Here is a 24,520-nt window from a genome sequence, read left to right as displayed (position 1 = left end):
CTTTTTGTCAGAGGCGCCCTGGGGGATTATTTGCAGCTGCGCAGATCCTGGTCGGGGAACTGCGCCTTGATCTTTTCCAGGCGCCCGCGCGTGGCCGCATCGAGGTTGCGGAACTGGTAGGCCAGCTGCTTGCTGGCGCTGTAGCGGGGGGCGATGCGGGCGCTGTGCACGCCCTGCTTGTTCAGCGATGCCAGCTGCGTCTGTGCGCCGCTTTCCGACTTGAACACGCCCAGGGAGATGCCCCAGCGCAGCGGGCTGCTTTCATTCATGATGAAGTAATTCGTCACGCCCAGCTGCTTCAATTCGCCGGCCTTGCGGTCGGCGCCTTCCTTGCTGCCCTGCGGCGGGATGTACACCATGTAGCTCGAGATGTCCTGGCCTGCCACGTTGCGGCGCGACTGGCGGTCGCCCAGGTCCAGCGCGGCCACTTGCGCTTCGAAGCGGCGGCCATCGGCCAGCAGGAAATTGCCCACTTCCGTGCATGCGTACGATGGTGGCGGCGCCGGTGCGGCCGCAACCGCCGGTACTGGCGCCGCCGTTGCTTCGGTGGCGGCTGGCGCCGTGGGCGCCGTGGCCTGTTCCTGGGTCAGCAAGGTGAGCTTGTTTGCTTGCAGCTGGTTTTTCAGGCGCGCCGGTTCGCGCGTCTCGCTGCGAAAACTGCCCAGATAACCCTGGCCGATGGCAAACACCAGCAGGTTCACGCCGGCCAGCAGCCAGAAGACGAATTTCAGCATCGGTGTTCTCCTTGCATTCCGGGTTCTGCTTGCGCGCGCGCGGCCGCCTGCAGGCCGAGCATGACGATATTGTCCACCAGGTGCAGCGGCACGGACAAGGCCAGGGCCGGGGCGATGCGTGGCGCCGCGCCACCCGACAGCAGGCAGGCGCTGGCGCCGTGCATGCGCACGGCCCGTTCGATGGCGCCCGCCTGCGCCGCCAGGCAGCCCGACAGGATGGCATCGTCCGTGTTGTCGGCGAAACCGGCCGGCAGGGGGCTGCTGCTGGCGATCTGCGGCAATTGCGCCGTATTGCGCGCCAGCGAACTGGCCATCAGTCCCAGTCCCGGCAAGATCATCCCGCCGAGGAAGACGCCATCGGCCGTGAGGGCGTCGATGGTGGTGGCGGTGCCGCAATTGGCGACGATGACGGCTTGCCCCGGCGCCAGCGCATGCGCGCCGATGGCGGCGGCAAAGCGGTCGCAGCCCAGTTGCGACGGATCGCGGTAGTGATTCCTCACGCCGGCCAGATGCGGCAGCGACGCAAAGGCGGCGATGTCCTGCGGCGCCACGCCGGCGGGCAGCTGCGCGCGCAGGCGCGCGCCGATGGCCGCTCCCGCCACGTTCGACAGCAGCACGGCCGAAATGGCCAGGCCGCTCCACGCCGCCTGCAAGGTATCGAGCTGCGCATGCGCCACGGCGCCGCTGGCCAGCCAGGCGCCGGCCGCGCCGGCCGGTGCCGCCAGGGCCCATTTGATGCGCGTGTTGCCGGCGTCGATCAGCAGGAGCATGCGCTTACTCCTGGGCCAGGCGCAGGGAGACGTCGCCGGACATGATGTGCTGCAGGCCATCGTCGCCGCGCAGCAGCAGCCGGCCCAGTTCATCCACGCCCGCCGCCACGCCCTGCTGCTGCAGCTGGCCGTTGTCGAGAATTTTCACGTGCCGGCCCTGCCAGGCGTGGAGCACATTCCAGCGCTCCGTGAAGGGCGCAAAGCCCGTATCGTCGAATTCGGCCAGCACGCCGGCCAGGCGGCTCAGGAGCGCCGCCACCAGGGTGTTGCGCTCCATCTGCGCCAGCCAGGGCACGGCCGAGACACTGCGTCCGATCTGCTGTTCCAGCGCGTCGGGCATCAGCAGGTTGATGCCGCAGCCGATCACGGCCCACACGCTGCCGTCCGCTGCCTGCTGCGTCTCGACGAGGATGCCGGCCAGCTTGTGGCCATCCTTGAGCAGGTCGTTCGGCCATTTCAGCTGCACCGGCACGCCCAGCGCCGTCATGGTCTCGGCCAGCGCCACGCCGACGGCCAGCGGCAAGCCGACCAGCCGGTGCAGCGGTCCCTTGAAGCGCCAGGCCAGCGAGAACATCAGGCTGGCATCGGGCTGCGACACCCAGGGACGTCCGGCGCGCCCGCGCCCGGCCGTCTGCTGGCCGGCGATGCGCAGGGTCGGTCCGGCCAGGCTGGCGCAGCGCGCCAGCAGGTCGGCGTTGGTCGAGCCGGTTTCGTCGACCACTTCGATGGCCACGTGGGCCGCGCCCGTGGCGCAATGGGCGGCGATGGCCGCGCGGTTCAAGTCTGAGTGCTTCGTCATGGTGATGGTTCAGTTGCGCGCCTTGTGCGGCGCATTGGCGAAGGCCCGGTCGTACACGGCATTGGGCAGCGCGCGCAGCAGCTTGGCGACGATGCCCATCTGCCACGGGATCACGCGGTAGCTGTCGCCGTCGGCGATGGCGCGCGCGGCGCGTGCGGCGAATTTCTCGGCCGGCATCAGGAAGGGCATGCGGTAGGCGTTATGCCGCGTCATCGGCGTGTCGATGTAGCCGGGCGTGATGGTGACGACCCGGATGCCGGCCGGCTTGAGTTCCAGGCGCAGCGATTCGCAGTAGCTGATCACGGCCGCCTTCGAGGCGCTGTAGGCTTCGGCGCCGGGCAGGCCTCGGATGCCGGCCACGCTGCCGATACCCACCAGGCGTCCGCTGCCTTGCCGCTGCATGGTGGCGATGAAAGGCGCGAAGGTGGCGACGGTGGCCGTGACGTTGATGGCCATCAAGCGGGCGAAGGCGTCGAGGTCTTCCGCGTGCTCGGTCAGGGTGCCATACGAGACGCCGGCGCTGGCGATGACGACGTCGATGCCGCCGGCATGCGCGATGAAGTCGCCGGCCGCGTGTTTCAGGGCGGCGTGGTCGCACACGTCGACGGCGTAGGCGCGGTGGCGCTCAGGATGGGGCAGGGAGGCGATCAGTGCTTGCAGGGTGTCGCCGCGGCGGGCCAGCAAGCCCAGTTGGGCGCCCTGGCGCGCGTACTGCAGCGCCAGGGCGGCGCCCAATCCGCTCGACGCGCCCGTGATGAAAACGCGATGCATCAGGCGATGCCCGGGCGCGCCAGGGAAGTGGCCATGCTTATTTCTTTTCCGCTTTGGCTTTCGCGACCAGCACGTCCATCACGGTGAGCGCCTGGGCGTTCAGCTGCTCTTCGTTCTTGGCCGACTTGCTGCCCTGGTCCGCTTGCGATGGCGACGTGATGTAGCGGCCGTCGATGGCGATCATGGGCCAGAACGTGACGTTATACGCCTGCATCATCGAATCGGCATGGCGCATGCGGGCCGAGATGCCCATGGAACGGTAGGTGTCGATGAACTTCTGGCGGTCCACGCCCTGCTTGGCGACGAAGTCGAATACGGCGTCATCGGTATTGAGGCGGTTGCGCTCCACGTGCATGGCGTTGAACACCTTGGCATGCAGCTTGTCGAGCAGGCCCATGGCTTGCAGGGTGAAGAACAGACGCTGTTGCGGCGCCACGCTGTCGTCGCGCGAGACGTGCACGCGCTTGAAGACGATATTGTCGCCCTGTTTCTTGACCCAGGCCGCCAGCTGCGGCTCGAGCACGTTGCAATGGGGACAGTAATACGCGAAAAACTCCGTTACTTCGATCTTCTTGCCCGGCTCCGTGGCCTGCGGCGTGGCCAGGGTTTCGTATTCGACGCCGTTCTTTGGCTCGGCCGGCGAAGCCGACGCGCCCATGGCGATGCCGCACAGGGCGGCGGCAAACAAGACTTTTTTCAGAAAACGCATGCTGGTTCCTTATTTCTGGTTGCGGACGACGGCGACATCGATGCCGTTCTCGGACAGTTTGGTGCGCGCGCGGTTCATGGCGTCGAGCTGGTTGAACGGCCCGATGCGCACGCGGTGCAGCACGCCGGCATCGGTGCTGCGGTCGCTGATGGCCGCTTCAAAGCCGAGCAGCGCCAGTTTGCCGCGCGTGCTTTCGGCGTCTGCCATGTCATGGAAGGCGCCAGCCTGCAGATAATAAATCCATTTGTCGCCGGCTGCATCGGCCTTGGCGTCGGCTTTCGTGTCGGCCTTGGCTTGCGGCGCCGGTGCGGCGGCCGGCGTTTTCGGCGCCGGCTTGTCTTTCAAGGTGCCGATCAGTTCCTGCAGCGCGTCCGGTGGCGGCGCTTTCGGCTGCTGCGCCGGTGCCGGCGCAGGCGCCGCCGGCTGCGCCGGCGCGGTGATTTCACGCGGTTCCTTGGAGAAGTCGCGCGCCGCTTCCTTGGCCGCTTCCTTGTTGCCGTACATCGGCTTGTTCGGGTCGGCGATCTGGCCGGCCGTCGGTTCGGCCGATTTGCCGGCGCGGCCCGACTTGTCGGTAAATGGCGAGGAGCCCTTGGTGATCACCAGGGCGACCACCACGGCGATGCCCAGGCCGATGACCAGGCCGATGATGATGCCGACCAGGGTATTGCCCTGCTGGCGCCGGGCAGGGGAAAAACGGGAAGCGCAAGGAGAGGCGTGATTCATGTGCGGTTAGACCTTCGCGATTACATTTTGCTTGGCGCGGATACGCCAATCAGTGCCAGGCCATTGCGCAGCACCTGGCGCGCGGCAACCACCAGTGCCAGACGGGCCAGCTTGACGGCTTCATCCTCGACCAGCACTTTTTCAGCGAAGTAGAAGCTGTGCAGGTTGGCCGCCAGGTCGCGCAGGTAGAAGGCCACCTGGTGCGGTCCCAGTTCGGCTTGCGCGCGCGCCAGCGTTTCCGGATAGGCGGCCAGCGTCGCCAGCAGGGTCGCTTCGGTCGGCGCCGTCAGGGGCGACAGGTCGACGTCGGCGACCGTGCTTTCATCGCCGCCCCAGTTTTCCAGGATGCGGCAGATGCGCGCATGCGCGTACTGCACGTAATACACGGGGTTTTCATCCGTCGTTTTCAGGGCCACGTCGACGTCGAAGACGAATTCCGTGTCGGCCTTGCGCGAGATCAGGAAGAAGCGTACGGCGTCGCGGCCCTTGGCGATGTCGCCGCCGCCCGACCATTCGATCAGGTCGCGCACCGTCACGTAGGAGCCGGCGCGTTTCGAGATTTTCACTTCCTCGCCATCCTTCATGACGGTGACCATCTTGTGCAGCACGTAGTCAGGGTAGCCTTGCGGGATGCCCATGTCGACGGCTTGCAGGCCGGCGCGCACGCGGGCGATGGTGCCGTGGTGGTCGCTGCCCTGGATATTGATGGCTTGCACGAAGCCGCGCTGCCATTTCACCAGGTGATACGCCACGTCCGGCACGAAGTACGTATAGGTGCCGTCCGTCTTGCGCATGACGCGGTCCTTGTCGTCGCCGAAGTCGGTGGTGCGCAGCCACAGCGCGCCATCCTGCTCATACGTGTGGCCAGCCTTGATCAGGGTTTCCACTGCGCTGTTGACCTTGCCGTCCGCGTACAGCGACGATTCCAGGTAGTAGTTGTCGAACTTCACGCCGAACGCCTGCAAATCGATGTCCTGTTCGTTGCGCAGGTAGGTGACGGCAAACGGACGGATCGAATCGATGTCGTCGACGTTGCCGTTCGCCGTGGCGGGCAAGCCATCGCTGGCCGACACGGTTTTGCCGGCCTTGAAGTCGTTGGCGATGTCGGCGATGTAGTCGCCGTTGTAGGCCGACTCCGGCCATTCGGCGTCGCCCGGCTTGAAGCCGCGCGCGCGCGCCTGCACGGAATTGGCCAGCGTCTGGATCTGCACGCCCGCGTCGTTGTAGTAGAACTCGCGCGTCACTTGATAGCCTTGCGCGTCGAACAGCGACGACAGGGCGTCGCCCAGGGCCGCCTGGCGGCCGTGGCCCACGTGCAGGGGGCCGGTCGGGTTGGCCGAGACGAATTCCAGGATGACCTGTTTGCCGGCGCCGGCCGTGCTGCGGCCAAAGCGCTCGGCTTCGGCCAGGATGGTCTTCACGACCGCCTGTTTCGCGGCGTTCGACACGCGCACGTTGATGAAACCGGGACCGGCGATTTCCACCGCTTCGACCAGGCCCTTGCCGGCCGGATTGGCCAGCACGGCCGTGACGATGGTCTGCGCCAGTTCGCGCGGATTCTGTTTCAGCTGCTTGGCCAATTGCATGGCGATGTTGCAGGCGACGTCGCCATGCGATGCGTCGCGTGGTCGCTCGAGCACCACGGAAGGCGCAAGCGAGGTGCCGGCCAGGACGGGTGCGAGGGCGGCCTGGAACAGGGCGATGATTTCTTGTTTCTGTTGGGCGAGCATGAGCAGGATGGCGGCGGAACCGCGTTAAGAATGAATAGAATGAATCAAAAAGCAAAACGGACGGCCATGACATCGCCGCCCAGACTGCGTTAATTATACTGGTTTGCTGCCGGGAACAATACGCTTGCAGGCAGTGTCCCCGTGCCGGGGTGTTTCACGATATTATCAGGATGGCATGCTGATGTTGGTGCATGAAAACATCAGCATGGTGCTTTCTGCTTGTATATATGCAGTTTTTTGCTGCGATTTACCTGTATCGCTGCAATCGCCTGGGCCAGAGGGCGCCACAAACGCTACAATCGACCCTTTATTGATGACGCGCGGCCCCGGTTCCTTGAGTGCCACCTTGCCACCTTGCCGCCAGCCGCGCGCAGCCACACCGGATAACTATGAACAAGCGCCCCACGCTGAAATTGAAAACCAAGCCGGCGCCAGGCCCGGCCGTTGCGCCGAAATTGCGTCCCAGCTACCATCCCGACCTGAAACCGGTCTTGCAGCCAGGCTTCCAACCCGATTTGCGTGCCGATTCGCTGGCCTTTTGCCTGCTGGGCGCGGCCAATGCCGTAGCGCAAGTGCGCACCGGCACGGCCCTGCCGCAGGCGCTGGCCAAGGTATTTGCGCAATCGAACGCCAGCCCGCAGGCGCGCGGCGCCATCCAGGATATTTCCTACCGCACCATGCGCCAACTGGGCCGCAGTGAAACCCTGGTCGGCCTGATGACGTCGAAGGCGCCCGAACCGCCGATGCTGGCCGCGCTGCTGTGCTGCGCGCTGTCGCTGATGTCCGCCGAACCGGGCGAGCAGCCGTACGAAGAATTCACGGTGGTCGACCAGGCTGTCACGGTGGCCACCTCGCACCCTGACCTGGCGCACGCCAAGGGCATGGTCAACGCCGTGCTGCGTCGTTTCCTGCGCGAACGCAAGTCGCTGCTGGAAGCGGCCCTGCAGCAGCCGCTGGCGCAATGGAACTACCCGCAATGGTGGATCGATTCGCTGCGCCTGGCCTACCCCCGCGACTGGCAAGCCATTTTGACGGCCGGCAATGCGGTACCGCCGTTGACCTTGCGCGTGAACCGCCGCAAGAGCACGGTGGAAGCGTACCTGGCCGTACTGGAAGAAGCGGGCATCGGCGCGCGCCAGGTGGGGCCGTACGCCGTGCGCCTGGACAAGCCCATCGGCGTGGCGCTGATCCCCGGCTTCGAGCAGGGCGTCGTTTCCGTACAAGATGCTGGCGCGCAATTGGCCGCGCCGCTGCTGGACTTGCAGGATGGCATGCGCGTGCTCGATGCCTGCGCCGCGCCGGGCGGCAAGACTTGCCACATCCTGGAACTGGCCGACGTGCACGTCACGGCCATCGACGCCGATGCCAAGCGCCTGCCGCGCATCGCGGAAAACCTCGAGCGCCTGGGCCTGGAAGCGAGCCTGAAGGCGCAGGATGCGCAATCGGCCGCGTGGTGGGATGGCCAGCAGTATGACCGCATCCTGGCCGACGTGCCGTGCACGGCCTCGGGCATCGTGCGCCGCCATCCGGATATCCGCTGGCTGCGCCGCAAGGGCGACGCGTTCCAACTTGCAACACTTTCGTCCAAAATTCTGGACAACCTGTGGCAGATGCTGCGCCCCGATGGTAAATTGCTGTTCGTGACTTGTTCGTTGTGGCCGCAAGAGTCCGAAGCACAGGCGGCAGCATTTGCGGTGCGCAATAATGCGACCCGTTTGACAGCGCCTGGCCAGCTGTTGCCGACTGGCAGCGCGGAGCAGGACCATGACGGTTTGTTCTATGCGCTATTCCAAAAAAATGCGGCTTGAACGATTCGTTGATACTTTTCCTACGGACACTATCGGCACACTTGTGACAACACGACTCTTCCGACTCCTGGCCCTGCTGTTGCTGCTGGCGTGTAGCATGCCACGCGCGCATGCCACCGATATGGTCGAGATCACCCGCGCCTACATCGAGTCGAGCGAAGAGGGCTACAAGCTGGCCGCCACCTATTCCTTCGAGCTCAATCACGACCTCGATGATGCCGTGCAGCACGGTGTGCCGCTGTTTTTTACGACGGAAATCGAACTGACCCGGCCCCGCTGGTACTGGTTCGATGAAAAGGCCATCGTGGCGCGCCAGACCAGCCGCCTGTCGTACAACGTGCTGACGCGCCAGTATCACGTGTCGGGCGGCGGCTTGCAGCAAAGCTTCGCCACGCTCGACGACGCGCTGTTCCTGATCCGCCGGCCCAGCCGCTGGCTGGTGGCGCGGCGCGGCGAACTGAAAGTAGGGCAGACGTACAACGTAACTTTGCGTATGGGCATGGACCGCGATTACCTGCCCAAGCCGATACAGGTCAATGCCTTCAATAACAGCGACTGGCGCCTGGCTTCGAATAAAAAAACCTTCTTGTATACGGCGGAGTAGTGAGTCAAGCATTGCGCTATCTGCTGGTGGTGGGCGGCGGCATTGTCAGTATCCTGCTGTTCCTGCTGGCGTCGGCTTCCGACAATTCCGGCTTCTTCGACCGTTACTATTCCTGGCTGCTGGGGCTCAACGCCGCCGTGGCTGTCTCACTGCTGGCGCTGGTCGGCATCTCCCTGGGGCGCCTGTACGCGCGCTACAAGAGCGGCAAATTCGGCTCCAAGCTGATGACGCGCCTGGTGATGCTGTTCGCCGCCGTCGGCATCCTGCCGGGCCTGGTGATTTTCCTCGTTTCCGTGCAATTCGTTTCCCACTCGATCGAGTCGTGGTTCAACGTCAAGATTGAAGCGGCGCTGGAGTCGGGCCTGGAACTGGGCCGTGCCGGCCTCGATGCGGCCCTGGTCGAACTCGATCACCGCGGCCACAAGGCCGTCGAGGAGCTGGGCGCCGATCCCGTGGCCGGTCCCGCAGTGCTGACCAGCCTGTTGCGCGAGGAGGGCATGCAGAATGTCATGGTCGTCAGCGGCGACGGCATCCTGCTGGCCAGTGCCGGTCCGCACAGTGCGGCCGACTTGCCGACGCCGGCCATGCTGGCGCAGGCAGCCTTGCCGGCCGGCTACGCTTCCGCGGAAGGCGGGCAGGAATTGCATGACGACAGCATGGAGTCGGGCGGTGGCGGCAGCCGCGCCGGGCCGCCCGCCGTCATCGACGCGGCCGCCAGCCTGCGGCTGCGCGTGCTGGTTGCCGTGCCGGGACCGTCCGTGTCGCCCCGCTACCTGCAATTGCTGCAATCGGTGCCGCCCAAGCTGGCGACGAATGGCGAAATGCTGCGCGCCGCCTACAGCGAATACAAGGAACGTTTCGTTGCGCGTGTGGGACTGCGCAAGATGTACATGGAAATCCTCACGTTGACCTTGCTGCTGGCCATCTTTGGCGCCATCGGCAGCGCCTTCCTGATCGCCGGGAACCTGGCCCAGCCCCTGCTGCTGCTGGCCGAAGGCACGCGCGCCGTGGCCGAGGGCGACCTGTCGCCGCGCCCCATCGTCGCCACCAAGGATGAACTGGGAACCTTGACGCAATCGTTCAACATCATGACGCGCCAGCTGCTCGACGCGCGCACGGCCGTGGAAAGCAACCGCGCCGCGCTGCAAAACGCCAAGGCCCACCTGGAATCGGTGCTGGCCAACATGTCGGCCGGCGTGATGGTGCTCGATGGCGATTTCAAGCTGGTCACCTGCAACGAATCGGTCGAGCGCATCCTGCAGCATTCGGGCGCCAGCATGGTGGGCCAGCCATTGGCAAATATTGCTGGCATGGAAGAGTTTGGCGGCGCCATCATCAGCGCCTTCACGGCGCAGAGCGCGCAATCGGCATCGGGCCGCAACCAGCAGCGCCTGCACTGGCAGCGGCAGATCGAGATTCCGCGCCGCCTGGGCGGCAGTGCCGACGAACACGACATCACCCTGCTGGCGCGCGGCTCGCGTTTGCCGCTGGAGTCCGGCAGCGGCTATATCGTCGTTTTCGATGATATTTCCGACGTGATTTCCGCGCAGCGCTCGATCGCCTGGGGCGAGGTGGCGCGCCGCCTGGCGCATGAAATCAAGAATCCGCTCACGCCCATCCAGCTGTCGGCCGAACGCCTGCAGATGAAGCTCGAAGGCAAGCTGGAGCAGCCTGACGCCGACCTGCTCAGCCGCGCCACCACCACCATCGTCAAGCAGGTCGACGCCATGAAGCGCATGGTCGACGACTTCCGCGACTATGCACGCACGCCGCCGGCCGTGCTGGTGCCGCTGCGCTTGAACGAGCTGATCGAAGAAATCCTGAACCTGTATTTACGGGGCGACGATGGCGATATCATCCATCCGCTGCTGGCACCGAACCTGCCCATGGTGATGGGCGATCCGACGCAATTGCGCCAGGTGATCCATAACTTGTTGCAGAATGCACAGGACGCCATGGCGGACTTGCCACCGGACTCGCCGCATCCGCGGATTGACGTGAGGACGGAAGCAATTCATTATCGCAGTGCGGACGGCGGCGTGAACATCGCCGTGCGGCTGGCCATCACCGACAATGGCCCCGGTTTCGCGCCGAAGATCCTGGCGCGGGCCTTCGAACCCTACGTCACGTCGAAGGCGCGCGGCACGGGCCTGGGCCTGGCGATGGTGAAGAAAATCATCGATGAACACGGTGGACGCATCGATATCGAGAATCGGGTCGACGGCAATGGCGCTTCGGTGGTCATTTTGCTGTTAAAGTTAGCTCCCGACGCTCCTGCCCAGGAATTCCTGGCTTGAGGGTCTGGTTTAGTATTTAAAACACTAATAAAATCATAGTTGTCCGCGCGTGCATCTCGTGCGCGACGGCCGGCGAAATGAGGAAGGCAAGACACGAATGGCAAACATACTCGTAGTGGATGATGAAATGGGTATCCGTGAGTTGCTCTCGGAAATATTGGGCGACGAAGGACATGCTATCCAGCTGGCCGAAAATGCGCAGCAGGCGCGCGAAGCGCGTGCCGCCGGTGCGCCGGATCTGGTATTGCTGGATATCTGGATGCCCGACACCGACGGCGTTACCTTGCTCAAGGAGTGGCAGCGCGATGGCTTGCTGACCATGCCGGTGATCATGATGTCGGGCCATGCCACCATCGATACGGCCGTCGAAGCGACGCGCATCGGTGCGCTGAACTTCCTGGAAAAGCCGATTGCCCTGCAAAAACTGCTGAAAGCAGTCCAGCAAGGCTTGACGCGGGCACAGGAAACCGTGCGCGCGCCGAGCGTGCCGCCGCGTCCCGTGGCGCCTGTCGTGGCCGAGGAGAGCAGCCATCCCGTGCCCAGCTTTGGTGGCAGCGCACCGCAGCAGATGATGGTGCGTCCCGGCATCGCCGTACCGGCCGTGGCCGAAGGGCATGGCTACAACCTGTCGTTCGACTTGCCCCTGCGCGAGGCGCGCGATGCGTTCGAGCGCATGTATTTCGAACACCACCTGGGCCGTGAAGGCGGCAGCATGACGCGCGTGGCGGAAAAAACGGGCCTGGAACGCACCCATTTGTACCGCAAGCTGAAACAGCTGGGCGTCGAGCCGGGCAAGCTGGCCAAGAAAAGCCTGTGACGCCAGCCTTGCGGCACGCGACGCCACTGACCCTGGTCAGCGGCGGACGTGCCGCCGACCGCGAGGCTGCCATCGCGCAAGCCTTGCGGCCGCAGCAAGCCACCACCGTCATTCTGGAAGGATTGGCTGACGGCAACTCCATCCTGGCCGACCTGGCCGAAGCATCCCCGCCATCATTGCAATTGCTGCGCATCGCGCCCGGTTGCCTGTGCTGCAGCGGCAATCTCGTATTGCGTGTAACATTGAATCGTCTGTTGCGCCATCCGCCCGCGCACTTGTTCATCAGCCTGGCCGATGCCACGCATATCGAGCAACTGCGCACCTGGCTGACCGCCAGTCCCTACGATGTCCTGTTGACCCTGGCGCCGGATCTGCTGCTTATCTGAAGCTGCTTGCCTGACGCTGGTTTCCTGACCGTCACACCGCAGTCGCAATTTGCATCTCGTTACAACTCTGTAGCCCGCCGGGTGGCATGGCGCTTGAAATGGCGCCGTATCAGCCCCACCTCTGTTCTGATACCGCAGGAGCTTCTCCTGCTTGAGCGAAGGATGCAAAATGAACCTGATCTATAACAGCGAGCAATATAGCGTCGTGGAATTCGGCGCCGACGTCGACCTGGAAGCCCTGCGCTTTGGCGGCTATGAAATCGTCGACAAGGGCGGCAAGCGCGAAACGTTCATCGCCGGCGTCCTGGCGCAGCATTTCCGCCGCGACGTCACGGAACTGATCGCCAGCGAACCCAGCATGGAAGAGATCGATGAATTCCTGGGCAGCTACGATTCCCTCATGAGCCAGCCCGTCCTGCTGCACTGATGCTATTTGCCTGATGGCGATCGCCACCATACCAATTGGCAAGCTGGCATGGTATGGTGGCTGGGTTACCCTGCTGCAAACAGATCATGTGCCAACTTCTCGGAATGAATTGCAATGTCCCCACGGACATTGTCTTTAGTTTTACCGGCTTCGCCATGCGCGGCGGCCATACGGATACCCACCACGACGGTTGGGGCATCGCCTTTTTCGAGGGCGCCGGCGTGCGCCATTTCGTCGACCATCAGGCAGCCATCGCCTCGCCCGTGGCCGAGCTGATCAAACGCTACCCCATCAAATCGCGCAACGTCATCGCGCACATCCGCAAGGCGACCCAGGGCCAGGTGGCGCTGGAAAACTGCCACCCGTTCGTGCGCGAGCTGTGGGGCCGCTACTGGGTCTTTGCCCACAATGGCGACCTGAAGGAATTCCACCCCGTGCTGACGGGCAGTTACCGTCCCGTCGGCTGCACCGACAGCGAGCTGGCGTTCTGCTATCTGCTGCAGGAATTGCACGCGCGCTTCGGCGACGCCCCGCCGGCCTTGCCGGCCCTGCATGCGGCGCTGGCGCAGCTGTTGCCGGGCATCGCCGCCCATGGCACCTTCAACATGATGCTGTCCAGCGGCGAGGCGCTGTTTGCCCACTGCTCCACCAGCTTGCACTATCTGGTGCGACAACATCCGTTTCCAACTGCTAAACTCTCCGATGAAGACCTCAGCGTCGACTTTTCCCAGGTCACCACGCCGCAGGACCGGGTGGCCGTGATCGTCACCCAGCCGCTGACCACCAACGAGCAATGGACCGCGTTCGTGCCGGGAGAATTGAAGCTATTTGTCGACGGGATGGTGCAAGAAAGCCCCGTGGCCTAATTTGTTGACGACAATACGCCGTATTACTGCCAAAATACCCACAGCGCGGGCGGAATTCAGCTAAAGTATTGTCAATAGTGAACCTTGATGCGGGCGCGGCGCGGCCGGCGTCACTCGACGTGATTGATGAAGAGTTAATGATCGATATTTCCAGCAACGACATCACCCCGAAACCCTTGCGCGTGCGCGAGTTTTATCTGGGGCGACAGCCTATCCTCGACCGCAACCAGGCCCTGTTCGGCTACGAGTTGCTTTTCCGCAACGCACCGGTCGGGCCCGCCAACATTACCAGTGATTTGTCCGCCACGGCGTCCGTCATTGCCCATGCTTCGCAGCTGGGCATGGAAAAGGTCATCGGTGACGCGCTTGGTTTCGTCAACGTCGATGCCGATGTGATCATGAGCGACATCTTCGTCTTCCTGCCGCGCGAAAAAGTCGTGCTGGAAGTGGTCGAATCGATGAAGGTCACGCCGGAAGTGCGCACGCGCATCAGCGAGCTGGTGGGCCATGGCTTTACCTTTGCGCTGGAAAACGTGGTGGCCGATACGGCGCAAGTCCAGGAACTGTTGCCTCTGGTGCAATATGTGAAGATGGACATGAGCACGGTCGACCCGAAAGTGCTGGCGGCGCTGGCGCCCCGTTTCAAGCAGGAAAACAAGAAACTCGTGGCGGAAAAGGTTGAAACGCGCGAAGAATTCAAGTCGGGCCTGGACCTGGGCTTCGATTATTTCCAGGGCTATTATTTCGCCAAGCCCGCCATCATGACGGGCAAGAAACTGTCGCCATCGCAGCTGGCCGTCATGGAGCTGATGACCCTGGTGACGTCCGATGCGGACAACATGGATATCGAGCGCGCCATCAAGCGCGACGTGTCGCTGGCCCTGAACCTGCTGCGCCTGGTGAATACGCCGGCCGTGGGCGCGCGCCAGCGCATCGATTCGCTGAGCCAGGCCGTGACCGTGCTGGGCCGCCGCCAGCTGCAGCGCTGGCTGCAAATCATGCTGTACGCGGAACCAAGCAAGCGCGGTCATAGCATGACGCCGCTGCTGATGCTGGCCACCACGCGCGGCCGGCTGCTGGAATTGCTGGCGCATAAACTGCGTCCGAATCACGCGCATTCGGCCGATATCGCCTTTACGGTCGGCATCATGTCCCTGATGGACACCTTGTTTGCCGTGCCGATGTCGGAAATCCTCAAGCAGATCGAAGTGATCGACGAAGTGGCCGAAGCGCTGCTGTCGCGCGAAGGGTTCTATGGCGACCTGCTGCGCCTGGCCGAATGCATCGAACGCATCGAAGACATGGAAGGCGAGATCGTACCGACCTTGCGCGACCTGGCCATGTCGCCGGACGACCTGGTGGAGCTGGAAATGGCCGCCTACGAATGGAGCGACAACGTCGTCAGGTACGCCTTGTAATGGCGCCTGACCTGAGCTGCTGCGCGCCGGTATAGACGGCCTGCGATGTGCACCGGCTCGGCGCCCCCGTACTGATTACGGTTGCGCTTATTCGCCACGTCTACCTTCCGCTCGCTACGTTCATGCCGGGCGCTGTGGCGGTGCGTATCTGCTGGCCGCTACCTGCGTGTTGTTCGTCTCCCAGAGCCCTGCACGGCATCGCCGTGGCAGGGCTTTTTTACGCCGCTACGCGGCGGCGCCGGGCCAGTGCTTGTGCAGCTCGGGGTCGGTGCGCAGTTCCCACAGGGCCAGCACGACGACGGCGATGCCGACGATGAGCTCGTTCCACATGACGACGCGCTGTTCGGCCAGGCGCAGTATCCACGGCGAGGCGGCGACCCAGACGCCCACCAGCAGGTTGACGACGACGGCCCAGAAATAGGTCTTGTACAGGTCGAATGCGGCCAGGATGGCGATCACCAGGCCCGAGACGAAGGCGTTGATCATCTGCGGCGAGCCTTGCGGGTAGGAAAACACCCAAGGCGAGACGACCAGCCACAGACCCAGCAACAGGATCACCTGATCCTGCCAGCGTTTGAGTTTGAAATTGCTTGCCATATTACCTCCTTGCCAGTTGAAACGGGCCGGAGCGGGCATGCAGCATGCCGGCCGGCATACTGCGTTAGTGCGCTGCGGCGCGCGAAAGTTCCGCGCACCGCCCGCTTGTCATGGCATCAGGAGAGGTTCGGCGCCAGCCAGCGCTCCACATCCTCGATGCTGGCGCCACGGCGCCTGGCCATGTCTTCCACCTGGTCCATGCCGATCTTGCCAACGACGAAGTATTTTGACTCCGGGTGGGCAAAATAAAAGCCGGAGACGGCCGCGCCGGGGAACATGGCATACGATTCCGTCAGCTGCATGCCGATTTCCTCGGCCTGCATGACTTCGAACATCTCTTTCTTCACCGTATGCTCGGGGCAGGCCGGGTAGCCGGGCGCGGGGCGGATGCCGACGTATTTCTCCGCGATCATGTCGTCATTGCTCAGGTGCTCGTCCGGCACATAGCCCCACAGGTCCTTGCGCACGCGCTCATGCAGGTACTCGGCAAACGCCTCGGCCAGGCGGTCGGCCAGGGATTTCAACATGATGGACGAGTAATCGTCGTGCGCATCCTCGAAGCGCTTCTCGTATTTCTCGATGCCCAGGCCCGACGTGACGGCAAACATGCCGATGTAATCCTTCACGCCGGAATCCTTGGGCGCGATGAAGTCGGCCAGGCACTGGTTCGGGCGCTGCACGCCATCGACCACGGGTTTCACGCCCTGCTGGCGCATGCCGTAATACGTGAACGCCACGCGACTGCGCGTATCGTCCGTGTACACCTCGATATCGTCGTCATTGACGCTGTTGGCTGGCAGCAAGGATACGACGCCATTGGCCGTCAGCCAGCGTCCGTCGATGAGTTTTTTCAGCAGGGCCTGGCCTTCCGCGTACACCTTGCTGGCCGCGTCGCCCACCACCTCATCCGTCAGGATGGCGGGGAAGGGGCCGGCCAGGTCCCAGGTCTGGAAGAACGGGCCCCAGTCGATGTAGTTGGCCAAGGTGGCCAGGTCGACGTTCTTGAACACGCGGCGGCCGATGAATTTCGGTTTCACGGGCGTGCACGGGCCGTCGAACGGCACGAGCATCTTGTTGGCGCGCGCCTGCGCCAGCGGCAAAATCGGCAGCGCCTTCTTGTTGGCGTGCTGCTCGCGGATGCGCGCGTAGTCGAGCTCGATGTCTTCCACGTATTTGTCGCGCTGTTCCGGCGTCAGCAAGGATTGCGCCACGGATACAGAGCGCGAGGCGTCCGGCACGTAGATGACGGGGCCTTCGTAGTTGTGGGCGATTTTCACGGCCGTGTGGGCGCGGCTGGTGGTGGCGCCGCCGATCAGCAGGGGAATCTTCAGCATGCGGAAGTGCTCGTCGCGCTGCATTTCCTTGGCGACATATGCCATTTCTTCCAGCGACGGCGTGATCAGGCCCGACAGGCCGATGATGTCGGCGTTCTCCACCTTGGCGCGGGCCAGGATTTCCGAACACGGCACCATCACGCCCATGTTCACCACTTCGAAGTTATTGCATTGCAGAACGACGGTGACGATGTTCTTGCCGATGTCGTGCACGTCGCCCTTGACGGTGGCCATGATGATCTTGCCTTTCGGCTTGGCGACGATGCCCGTGCGCTGCTCTTCCAGCAGCTTTTCTTCCTCGATGAACGGAATCAGGTGGGCCACGGCCTGCTTCATGACGCGCGCCGATTTCACCACTTGCGGCAGGAACATCTTGCCTTGGCCAAACAGGTCGCCGACGACGTCCATGCCGGCCATCAGCGGCCCCTCGATCACGTGGATGGGGCGCCCGCCATTGTGCAGCAGTTCCTGGCGCGCTTCTTCCGTGTCTTCCACGATGAATTGCGTGATGCCGTGCACCAGCGCGTGCGACAGGCGCTCCTGCACCGTGCCTTCGCGCCAGGCCAGGGTTTGCGCCTCGGCCTTGCCGCCCGCCTTCAGGGTGCCGGCAAATTCGATCATGCGCTCGGTCGAGTCTTCGCGGCGGTTCAGCACCACATCTTCCACGCGCTCGCGCAGTTCCGGGTCCAGGTTGTCGTACACGCCCACCATGCCCGCATTGACGATGCCCATGGTCATGCCGGCCTTGATGGCGTGGTACAGGAAGACGGTATGGATGGCTTCGCGGGCGGGATCGTTGCCGCGGAAACTGAAGGACACGTTCGATACGCCGCCCGAGATCTTCGCGTACGGCAGGTTTTCCTTGATCCAGCGCGTGGCGTTGATGAAGTCGACGGCGTAGTTGTTGTGTTCTTCGATGCCGGTGGCGACGGCAAAGATGTTCGGATCGAAAATGATGTCTTCCGGCGGGAAGTCCAGCGCGTCGATCAGCAAGTGATAGGCGCGCGCGCAAATCTCGATCTTGCGCTCGAAGGTATCCGCTTGCCCTTTTTCATCAAAGGCCATGACGATCACGGCCGCGCCATAGCGGCGGCACAGCTTGGCCTGGCGCAGGAATTCCTCTTCGCCTTCCTTCATGGAAATCGAGTTGACGATGGCCTTGCCCTGCACGCATTTCAAGCCCGCTTCGATGACCGACCATTTCGATGAATCGACCATGATGGGCACGCGGGAAATATCGGGTTCGGAGGCAATCAGGTTCAGGAAGCGCGTCATGGCCGCCAGCGAATCGAGCATCGCCTCGTCCATATTGATGTCGATCACCTGGGCGCCATTTTCCACTTGCTGGCGGGCCACGGACAGGGCTTCGTCGTATTGTTCGTTGAGAATCATGCGCGCGAACGCCTTCGAGCCCGTGACGTTGGTGCGCTCGCCCACGTTGACGAACAGCGATTCGTCGTTGATGACGAACGGTTCCAGGCCGGCCAGGCGCAAGTCGTGCGACGGCGGCGGCACGGTGCGCGGCGTATTTTTTGACAGCAATTCGCCGATGGCGGCGATGTGTTCCGGCGTGGTGCCGCAGCAGCCGCCCGCCATGTTCAAAAAGCCCGCGTCGGCGAATTCGCGCAACAGGGCGGACGTGTCGGCTGGCAACTCGTCGAAGCCCGTGTCGCTCATGGGGTTGGGCAAGCCCGCATTCGGGTAGATGCAGACGAAGGTATCGGCGATCTTCGCCAGTTCTTCCGCGTACGGGCGCATCAGGGCGGCGCCCAGCGCGCAGTTCAGGCCGATGGTCAGCGGTTTTGCGTGGCGCACGGAATTCCAGAAGGCGGGCACGGTCTGGCCCGACAGGATGCGCCCCGACGCGTCCGTGACGGTGCCGGAAATCATCAGGGGCAGACGCACGACGCCAGGGTTTTGCTCGTAGTACAGGTCGATGGCGAACAGGGCCGCCTTGCAGTTCAAGGTATCGAAAATGGTTTCCACCAGCAGCACGTCGGCGCCGCCTTCCACCAGGCCCTGCGTCTGCTGCAGGTAGGCCGCCACCAGCTGGTCGAAGGTGACGTTGCGGGCGGCCGGATCGTTCACGTCCGGCGAGATCGATGCCGTCTTCGGCGTGGGACCCAGGGCGCCGGCGACGAAGCGCGGCTTGTCCGGTGTGGAATATTTGTCGCAGGCGGCGCGCGCCAGTTTGGCGGCCTGCACGTTCATTTCATAGGCCAGGTGGGCCATGTGGTAATCGTCCTGCGCGATCGTCGTGGCGCCGAAGGTATTCGTTTCGATCAGGTCGGCGCCGGCCGCCAGGTAGCGCTCGTGGATTTCCTGGATGATGTGCGGCTGCGTCAAGGTCAGCAGTTCGTTGTTGCCCTTGACGAACAGCTCGCGCGCACCGCTGTCGGCCGGCGCGGCGAAATCGATGAAGCGGCCAGCGGGGCCGCCCCGGTAGGCTACTTCGTCGAGCTTGTATTGCTGAATGATCGTGCCCATCGCGCCGTCGAGGATCATGATTCGCTGCGTCAGGATGGCGCGCAAGGTGGCTTCGGTCGGGGACATGGCGGGGATCACGGTATCGTTCATTTCATGCTTTCAATAGGCAAACGGGCGGCGGCGTGGCGGCAAGACTTTGCGAGGCGGTTGCGGGCCAGCAGGATCAGCTGACGGAGAGTGCCGGCCGGGTAGGGCAGGCAGAAGGTGGCAATCGCCTGATTTCACCGGGTCTAAAATTATACGGCATCAGGCTGCTTTGGTTTTGAGCAAAAGCGGCCGTTCGTCCCGTTGCTGCCGTTCCTGCAACACATCGCCTCCCACGGCGCCCGCTTGATGGCCGCTGCTAGAAATTACATTCCTGAAAATCTTACTGAAAACGTTAATTTTTCCAGCAAAGTTGGTGAGAATGCATGTCCTCTAGATTGTGGACAAATTTCCACATTATTTACGCTTCCATGCCTATTTTTTTCATGAATCGAATGGCAATAGCAACGGTTGGAAACAAACTTGATTTTGAACAATACAGAGTGAAGCGATGTAGGTTTCAAAAATGCTTTAAATAAAGATTGCAAAGCAGATACCTTAATTATTATCAAAACCAATTGAATCAAAAGCATTAATAGTTGTCTTTAGGAATCAAACTCACGGATAATATCGGTTCTTTGAAATGAAATTCTCTCCAAAAGTCACCAATATGTCACATTTCCCTCGTGTCTCCCCCGGCTTTGCGCTGTTCGAACATGGTTGCCGGCCATGAAAAACCATTTGCTTGTTGCATTGTTTCTCGTGCTGGGCCTGTCCGCCTGCGGTGGCGGCGGCGGTGGGGGCGGTGGCGATACCGTGGTGGCAACCACCTCGGGTAGTCCTGTCGTGTTGCCTGCAGTCACGGCTGTTTCGGCAACGAATATCGCCGTTGGCGGCAGCGTGGTGGTCACTGGTAGCAATCTGAGCCGTGTCACGGCATTCCAGGTGGGCGGCGTGACGCTGGCCACCAGCGCCGCCAGCGATACCGGCATCACCCTGGCGATGCCGGGCGTGCCCGTGTCGGGCGCCTTGAGCCTGGTCAGCGCCAGCGGCACGGCGGCCACCAGCTACAACCTGAATGTGTACGTGCCGCTGAGCGTCACCGGCATCGCGCCGGCAACGGGCGGCGTCGGTTCCAGCGTCACCATCGCGGGCAATGGCATGGGCGCCGTCACGGCGGTGCAGTTCGGCAGCGGCGCGGCGGCAACGCCAGAAAGCCAGAGCGCGACCAGCGTCACGGTCGTGGTGCCGGCGGGCGCCGCGACGGGGCCACTGAAGGTGCGCGGTCCATACAACGATGTGAGCAGCGCCGATACCTATACGCTGCTGGCCAGCGTGGCCGTCACGTCGATCAGCACGGCCATCAGCGGCCAGACGATGTCGATCACGGTGCAGGGCAGCAATCTCGACCAGGTCAGTGCCGCTTCGGTGGGCAATATGCCGGCGACCATCGTCAGCGCCAGCGCCAGCCAGCTGCTGCTGTCGGCGCCAGCCACGGCGACGGGCAATGTGCTGCTGTCGGCCGCGTCGCGCGTTGCCGTCAATGCGGGCACGGTGTCGGCCTTTACCCTGGGCAGCATCGATTTCGCGCAGGTGCTGAACCTGAACGCCAGCGACACGGCCTTGCGCCTGACGCGTGGCAAGTCGGCCGCCGTGCGCGTATCCGTGCTGGGCACGCAAGCGGGGCGCAGCAGCCCCGTCGTGACCTTGAGCGCCACGTCCGCCAATGGCAGCAACCTGGGCACTGTCGCCATGAGCGGACCGGCGGTCTTGCCGACAGAGAAGAGCGATTACAGTTTCAGTGGCAACTTCAGCGGCGTCTTGCCGGCTGGCTGGATCTTGCCTGGCGTGCGCGTGCGCGTCACGGCCGTGGGCAGTGACGGTACGCAGGTCAGCCAGGAAGCGGCGCCCGTCGTCGCCAGCGCGGCAAAAATCCGCCTGGTGCTGGTGCCGCTGAGCACGGATGATGGCGTGGCGCAATTGCCTGATGCCGAAGTGATCCGTGCCGCCCTGACCCGCGTGTATCCATATGCGGCGGAAAATATCAGCATCAGCACGCGCGCCGCACTGAGCGTGCCGGGCAGCAGCACGGCCGACAGCTGGTGGAATTCTACCCTGGCAACCCTGAACGACAAGCGTGCCCAGGAAGATAGCGGCGCCTATTATTATGGTTTCGTGCCGCTCATGTCTTCCACGCGCGCCGCCGGCCTGGCGTACATCAATCCGCGCACCAGCGGCGGCGATTTCACGGCGGCCATCGGCCTGGACGCCAGCTACAAGAATATCGCCTCGATCGATCCCTTCGGCAACAGCTGGCCTGAATGGCTGACCACGCTTGTGCACGAGCTGGGCCACAACCATTCGCTGCAGCACGTTGCCTGCGGCGGGCCTGCCGGCGCCGCCACCGACTACCCATATGCGAACGGCAACCTGGGACCGCAACCCCTGTATAACAGCAGCTATGCGGGCAGCATCGGCCAGCTGAGCAAGGCAGCATATGGCGCCGGTACGCCGATGAAGGATGTGATGAGCTATTGCAGCGGCGCCTGGTTTTCCGACTACAGTTATGCACGGGTGCAGCAATTCCTGGAAAAACGCAGCACGCAGCAGACGGGCAGCAATGTGCTGGCCGCCAGCATGTCCGTGGCCGAGAACGGCTACCTGACCATTTCCGGCCGCATCACGCCGGCAGGCGTGGGACTGCGTCCTGCCGTCGCCTCGTCGACGCGCATCGGCGAAGCGGCCAGCGGCAGCGGCCACGCGTATATCCTGCGCGTGCTGACGGCGTCAGGACAGACTATCGACTTGCCCTTCGATGCCGTCTCGCTGGCCGACCATGGCGGCAGCGCCATGAGCCATTTCCGCGTCAGCTTCGCCAACCCGGGCGACATCAGCGACGTGCAGGTGTTGGCAAATGGCAAGGCGTTGGCCAAGCTGGAGCGCCCGGCGCGCCGCAGCAAGGCCGCCGCCAACGATGCCACGTTTGACGCGACGCAGAGCGGCGGCAAGCTGGTGCTGGCCTGGAATGCCCAGGCGGAACCGTACGCCGCCGTGCTGCACGTGGCTGCCGATGGCCGCAAGACGGTGGTCGCCAGTGACTTGACGGGCGGCAATGCCAGCGTCGACATCAGCGCCTTGCCGGCCGGCGGGCGTTTCGAGGTCAGCCTGTCGTCGTCCGTCGGCGGACGGCTGATGAAGGTCATGCGTCGCTAAGCGGCGCAGCCGGATGCAAAAAGGGCTTGCCGCGGCAAGCCCTTTTTTATGGCACTCGATAGTGCCTTTTTTTTAGGCGAAATTAAACGAAACGCTTGCCTTCCAGCGGGAAACCCTTGATGAAGTCCAGCGCGGGCAGGCGCTTGCCGCCCGGCTTTTGCAGTTCCGTCAGGCGCAGGGAGCCGTTGCCGCAGGCGACGATGATGCCGTGCTGGGCGTCGGCGGCCAGCACCTGGCCCGGCGCTTCCTTGCTGTCCGCTTCGAGCACGTCCGCGGCCCAGATCTTGATGGTCACGCCATCGACCTGGCCGCAGGCGCCGGGAAACGGATTGAAGGCGCGGATTTTCAGGCCCAGTTCCAGCGCCGGCTGGCTGAAGTCGAGCGCCGCCTCGTCCTTGGCGATTTTGGCCGCATAGGTGACGCCCGCTTCCGGCTGCGGCACCGCTTCGAGCGGCTGCTGCTGCATCTTGCGCAGGGTCTCGACGATCATCTTGCCGCCCAGTTTTGCCAGCTTGTCGTGCAGGCTGGCCGTGGAGTCGCCCGCTTCGATGGGCAGGCGCTCGACGGCCAGCATGGGACCCGTGTCGAGGCCTTCTTCCATCTGCATGATGGTCACGCCCGTCTCATCGTCGCCGGCCTCGATGGCGCGGTGGATGGGCGCCGCGCCGCGCCAGCGCGGCAGCAGGGAAGCGTGGATATTGATGCAGGGTTTGATGTCGAGTGTGCTGCGCGGCAAGATCAAGCCGTAGGCGGCCACCACCATCACGTCGTAGTCCGTGGCCAGCAGGCGCTCGTGGGCCGCCTGCGCTTCGGCGGCGCGCTGCGGGTCCTTGCTGTCCATGCGCAGCGACAGCGGCTGCAGCACTTCGATGCCATGCTGCTGCGCGTACTGCTTGACGGCCGAAGCGTGCAGCTGCATGCCGCGGCCGGCAGGGCGGTCGGGCTGGGTCAGCACCAGGGGAATCTCGAATCCCGCTTCGTGCAAATCCTTCAGGGCCGTGGCGGCGAACTCAGGCGTGCCTGCGAAGATCACTTTCATATTGTTCCTTGACGTGAGGTGCGCAGGCCCGCGCCAAAGGCGCCAGGCTGGCGTGGTGTGACGGTCAGTCTATCAGCAGTATTGCAAAAACTCCTTCACCGTACAAAACCGTGCCGAGCGGAAGCCAATTGTGGCCGAGAGGCGGCACCGTGCCTTGCACGGGGCTGCCCAGGCAGTGGGCATCGCAGGCCGCAAGTGGCGACGCGCAGCAAGTTTGGTCAGGTGTTTTTAGAAGCGGCGATTCTGTGCGCGCAAGCTCGCTTCGCGTTCGAGGCCGCGGATTTCCTTGATCATCTTGGTCTTGATGCGGTTGCGCTTGAGCGGCGACAGGTATTCGACGAAAACCTTGCCCAGCAAATGATCCATCTCATGCTGGATGCACACGGCCAGCAAGCCGTCGGCTTCCAGTTCAAACTGTTTGCCATGGCGGTCCAGGGCGCGCACCTTGATGCGGGCCGGGCGCTCGACGCCGTCGTAGACGCCCGGCACGGACAGGCAGCCTTCGTCGTAAACCTGCTTTTCTTCGCTGGCCCAGGTGATTTCCGGGTTGATGAAGACTTGCAGCTGGTTTTTTTCTTCCGTGATGTCGATCACCATCATCTGGATGTGCTCGTCGACTTGCGACGCGGCCAGGCCGACGCCAGGGGCGTCGTACATGGTTTCGGCCATGTCGTCGATCAGCGTTTGCAGGCGCTCGTCAAAGACGGCGACGGGCTTGGCCACCGTGTGCAGGCGTGGATCGGGGTAGCGCAGGATATTTAATATGGACATACGAATTCGACTGGTTAAGGTGGGCGCCGGTGCGCCGGATTATTCATGCCTGCGCCATGCGGACGATGGCACGGCGGTGTGGGCTGTCTGTTATTGCGTTGAGTACGCGATGGTGCGTGTGGTGCAACGGCGCGGCAGATGCGTTTGCCAGGGCGTCGATTTGTCTGCTCCAAAGGGAAATTTTATCACAGAC

Annotated in this window: 20 protein-coding genes; 9 read left to right on the top strand and 11 right to left on the bottom strand. The window is 63.4% G+C overall.

Annotation, left to right across the window (positions count from 1 at the left end; translation table 11 throughout):
• Positions 1 to 26: 26 nt before the first annotated feature.
• The 7 genes from ACZ92H_RS27310 to argS are packed head-to-tail and all read right to left on the bottom strand — an operon-like array spanning position 27 to position 6,239.
• Positions 27 to 734 carry an SPOR domain-containing protein gene (locus ACZ92H_RS27310; RefSeq protein ID WP_465051728.1) on the bottom strand — a complete coding sequence of 236 codons (708 nt, stop codon included), beginning with the start codon at positions 732 to 734 and terminating at the stop codon, positions 27 to 29.
• Entirely contained in the window at positions 728 to 1,504 is a 777-nt protein-coding gene (locus ACZ92H_RS27305; RefSeq protein WP_465051727.1) for a type III pantothenate kinase, read from the bottom strand. The genes ACZ92H_RS27310 and ACZ92H_RS27305 overlap by 7 nt, the downstream gene beginning before the upstream one ends.
• 4 nt (positions 1,505 to 1,508) lie before the next feature.
• Positions 1,509 to 2,303: a biotin--[acetyl-CoA-carboxylase] ligase gene (locus ACZ92H_RS27300; protein WP_465051726.1), complete on the bottom strand. Its 795-nt coding sequence runs from the start codon at positions 2,301 to 2,303 to the stop codon at positions 1,509 to 1,511.
• Between the two features lie 9 nt (positions 2,304 to 2,312).
• Positions 2,313 to 3,074, bottom strand: coding sequence for an SDR family oxidoreductase (locus ACZ92H_RS27295; RefSeq protein ID WP_465051725.1), 762 nt, complete (start codon positions 3,072 to 3,074; stop codon positions 2,313 to 2,315).
• A gap of 37 nt (positions 3,075 to 3,111) precedes the next feature.
• The gene (locus ACZ92H_RS27290; protein ID WP_131376653.1) at positions 3,112 to 3,783 is read right to left on the bottom strand and encodes a thiol:disulfide interchange protein DsbA/DsbL; all 672 of its coding nucleotides are present in this window, start codon (positions 3,781 to 3,783) and stop codon (positions 3,112 to 3,114) included.
• Between the two features lie 9 nt (positions 3,784 to 3,792).
• Positions 3,793 to 4,509: an SPOR domain-containing protein gene (locus ACZ92H_RS27285; RefSeq protein WP_465051724.1), complete on the bottom strand. Its 717-nt coding sequence runs from the start codon at positions 4,507 to 4,509 to the stop codon at positions 3,793 to 3,795.
• A 20-nt stretch (positions 4,510 to 4,529) separates the two neighbouring features.
• On the bottom strand, positions 4,530 to 6,239 hold the full coding sequence (gene argS, locus ACZ92H_RS27280; protein WP_465051723.1) for an arginine--tRNA ligase: 1,710 nt from the start codon (positions 6,237 to 6,239) through the stop codon (positions 4,530 to 4,532).
• Positions 6,240 to 6,628: 389 nt separating this feature from the next.
• On the opposite strand from argS, the gene rsmB reads away from it, so the two are divergent.
• The 8 genes from rsmB (at position 6,629) to ACZ92H_RS27240 (ending at position 14,862) form a co-directional block, all read left to right on the top strand.
• Positions 6,629 to 8,047: a 16S rRNA (cytosine(967)-C(5))-methyltransferase RsmB gene (rsmB, locus tag ACZ92H_RS27275; protein ID WP_465051722.1), complete on the top strand. Its 1,419-nt coding sequence runs from the start codon at positions 6,629 to 6,631 to the stop codon at positions 8,045 to 8,047.
• 97 nt (positions 8,048 to 8,144) lie between these two features.
• Entirely contained in the window at positions 8,145 to 8,651 is a 507-nt protein-coding gene (locus ACZ92H_RS27270; RefSeq protein WP_465051721.1) for a DUF4390 domain-containing protein, read from the top strand.
• On the top strand, positions 8,651 to 10,948 hold the full coding sequence (locus ACZ92H_RS27265; protein ID WP_131376638.1) for a sensor histidine kinase: 2,298 nt from the start codon (positions 8,651 to 8,653) through the stop codon (positions 10,946 to 10,948). The genes ACZ92H_RS27270 and ACZ92H_RS27265 overlap by 1 nt, the downstream gene beginning before the upstream one ends.
• A gap of 97 nt (positions 10,949 to 11,045) precedes the next feature.
• Positions 11,046 to 11,765: a response regulator gene (locus tag ACZ92H_RS27260; protein ID WP_131376635.1), complete on the top strand. Its 720-nt coding sequence runs from the start codon at positions 11,046 to 11,048 to the stop codon at positions 11,763 to 11,765.
• Complete coding sequence (locus tag ACZ92H_RS27255) at positions 11,762 to 12,151, top strand: P-loop NTPase family protein (protein WP_465051720.1); 390 nt, start codon at positions 11,762 to 11,764, stop codon at positions 12,149 to 12,151. Before ACZ92H_RS27260 ends, ACZ92H_RS27255 begins: the two co-directional genes overlap by 4 nt.
• Positions 12,152 to 12,320: 169 nt before the next feature.
• Positions 12,321 to 12,578: a BTH_I0359 family protein gene (locus ACZ92H_RS27250; RefSeq protein ID WP_010393222.1), complete on the top strand. Its 258-nt coding sequence runs from the start codon at positions 12,321 to 12,323 to the stop codon at positions 12,576 to 12,578.
• 86 nt (positions 12,579 to 12,664) lie between these two features.
• Positions 12,665 to 13,444, top strand: coding sequence for a class II glutamine amidotransferase (locus ACZ92H_RS27245; RefSeq protein ID WP_131376628.1), 780 nt, complete (start codon positions 12,665 to 12,667; stop codon positions 13,442 to 13,444).
• A 137-nt stretch (positions 13,445 to 13,581) separates the two neighbouring features.
• Complete coding sequence (locus tag ACZ92H_RS27240; RefSeq protein WP_131376625.1) at positions 13,582 to 14,862, top strand: EAL and HDOD domain-containing protein; 1,281 nt, start codon at positions 13,582 to 13,584, stop codon at positions 14,860 to 14,862.
• Between the two features lie 225 nt (positions 14,863 to 15,087).
• Here the strand turns inward: ACZ92H_RS27240 and ACZ92H_RS27235 are convergent, their stop codons facing one another.
• The gene (locus ACZ92H_RS27235) at positions 15,088 to 15,459 is read right to left on the bottom strand and encodes an SPW repeat protein (RefSeq protein ID WP_131376622.1); all 372 of its coding nucleotides are present in this window, start codon (positions 15,457 to 15,459) and stop codon (positions 15,088 to 15,090) included.
• Positions 15,460 to 15,575: 116 nt separating this feature from the next.
• The gene (metH, locus tag ACZ92H_RS27230) at positions 15,576 to 19,370 is read right to left on the bottom strand and encodes a methionine synthase (protein ID WP_465051719.1); all 3,795 of its coding nucleotides are present in this window, start codon (positions 19,368 to 19,370) and stop codon (positions 15,576 to 15,578) included.
• Between the two features lie 675 nt (positions 19,371 to 20,045).
• On the opposite strand from metH, the gene ACZ92H_RS27225 reads away from it, so the two are divergent.
• Positions 20,046 to 22,517 (top strand): IPT/TIG domain-containing protein, encoded by a 2,472-nt coding sequence (locus ACZ92H_RS27225; protein ID WP_465051718.1) that lies wholly within the window; start codon positions 20,046 to 20,048, stop codon positions 22,515 to 22,517.
• A gap of 82 nt (positions 22,518 to 22,599) precedes the next feature.
• On the opposite strand, the gene fmt is transcribed toward ACZ92H_RS27225, so the two are convergent.
• Positions 22,600 to 23,556 carry a methionyl-tRNA formyltransferase gene (gene fmt, locus ACZ92H_RS27220; RefSeq protein ID WP_131376616.1) on the bottom strand — a complete coding sequence of 319 codons (957 nt, stop codon included), beginning with the start codon at positions 23,554 to 23,556 and terminating at the stop codon, positions 22,600 to 22,602.
• Between the two features lie 228 nt (positions 23,557 to 23,784).
• Positions 23,785 to 24,327, bottom strand: a complete 543-nt coding sequence (gene def, locus ACZ92H_RS27215) for a peptide deformylase (RefSeq protein WP_131376614.1) — start codon at positions 24,325 to 24,327, stop codon at positions 23,785 to 23,787.
• Positions 24,328 to 24,520 lie beyond the last annotated feature (193 nt).

This window comes from Janthinobacterium foliorum, from assembly GCF_978021625.1.
The sequence above is the reverse complement of the archived record's forward strand: the minus strand, read 5'-3'. Positions and strand labels throughout refer to the sequence as shown.

Coding starts and splice junctions, on each gene's coding strand:
- def (WP_131376614.1), bottom strand. CDS start 24,327: ATGTCCATATTAAATATCCTGCGCTACCCCGATCCACGCCTGCACACG.
- metH (WP_465051719.1), bottom strand. CDS start 19,370: ATGAACGATACCGTGATCCCCGCCATGTCCCCGACCGAAGCCACCTTG.
- ACZ92H_RS27285 (WP_465051724.1), bottom strand. CDS start 4,509: ATGAATCACGCCTCTCCTTGCGCTTCCCGTTTTTCCCCTGCCCGGCGC.
- fmt (WP_131376616.1), bottom strand. CDS start 23,556: ATGAAAGTGATCTTCGCAGGCACGCCTGAGTTCGCCGCCACGGCCCTG.
- ACZ92H_RS27245 (WP_131376628.1), top strand. CDS start 12,665: ATGTGCCAACTTCTCGGAATGAATTGCAATGTCCCCACGGACATTGTC.
- argS (WP_465051723.1), bottom strand. CDS start 6,239: ATGCTCGCCCAACAGAAACAAGAAATCATCGCCCTGTTCCAGGCCGCC.
- ACZ92H_RS27270 (WP_465051721.1), top strand. CDS start 8,145: ATGCCACGCGCGCATGCCACCGATATGGTCGAGATCACCCGCGCCTAC.
- ACZ92H_RS27240 (WP_131376625.1), top strand. CDS start 13,582: ATGATCGATATTTCCAGCAACGACATCACCCCGAAACCCTTGCGCGTG.
- rsmB (WP_465051722.1), top strand. CDS start 6,629: ATGAACAAGCGCCCCACGCTGAAATTGAAAACCAAGCCGGCGCCAGGC.
- ACZ92H_RS27250 (WP_010393222.1), top strand. CDS start 12,321: ATGAACCTGATCTATAACAGCGAGCAATATAGCGTCGTGGAATTCGGC.
- ACZ92H_RS27310 (WP_465051728.1), bottom strand. CDS start 734: ATGCTGAAATTCGTCTTCTGGCTGCTGGCCGGCGTGAACCTGCTGGTG.
- ACZ92H_RS27260 (WP_131376635.1), top strand. CDS start 11,046: ATGGCAAACATACTCGTAGTGGATGATGAAATGGGTATCCGTGAGTTG.
- ACZ92H_RS27295 (WP_465051725.1), bottom strand. CDS start 3,074: ATGCATCGCGTTTTCATCACGGGCGCGTCGAGCGGATTGGGCGCCGCC.
- ACZ92H_RS27290 (WP_131376653.1), bottom strand. CDS start 3,783: ATGCGTTTTCTGAAAAAAGTCTTGTTTGCCGCCGCCCTGTGCGGCATC.
- ACZ92H_RS27300 (WP_465051726.1), bottom strand. CDS start 2,303: ATGACGAAGCACTCAGACTTGAACCGCGCGGCCATCGCCGCCCATTGC.
- ACZ92H_RS27235 (WP_131376622.1), bottom strand. CDS start 15,459: ATGGCAAGCAATTTCAAACTCAAACGCTGGCAGGATCAGGTGATCCTG.
- ACZ92H_RS27305 (WP_465051727.1), bottom strand. CDS start 1,504: ATGCTCCTGCTGATCGACGCCGGCAACACGCGCATCAAATGGGCCCTG.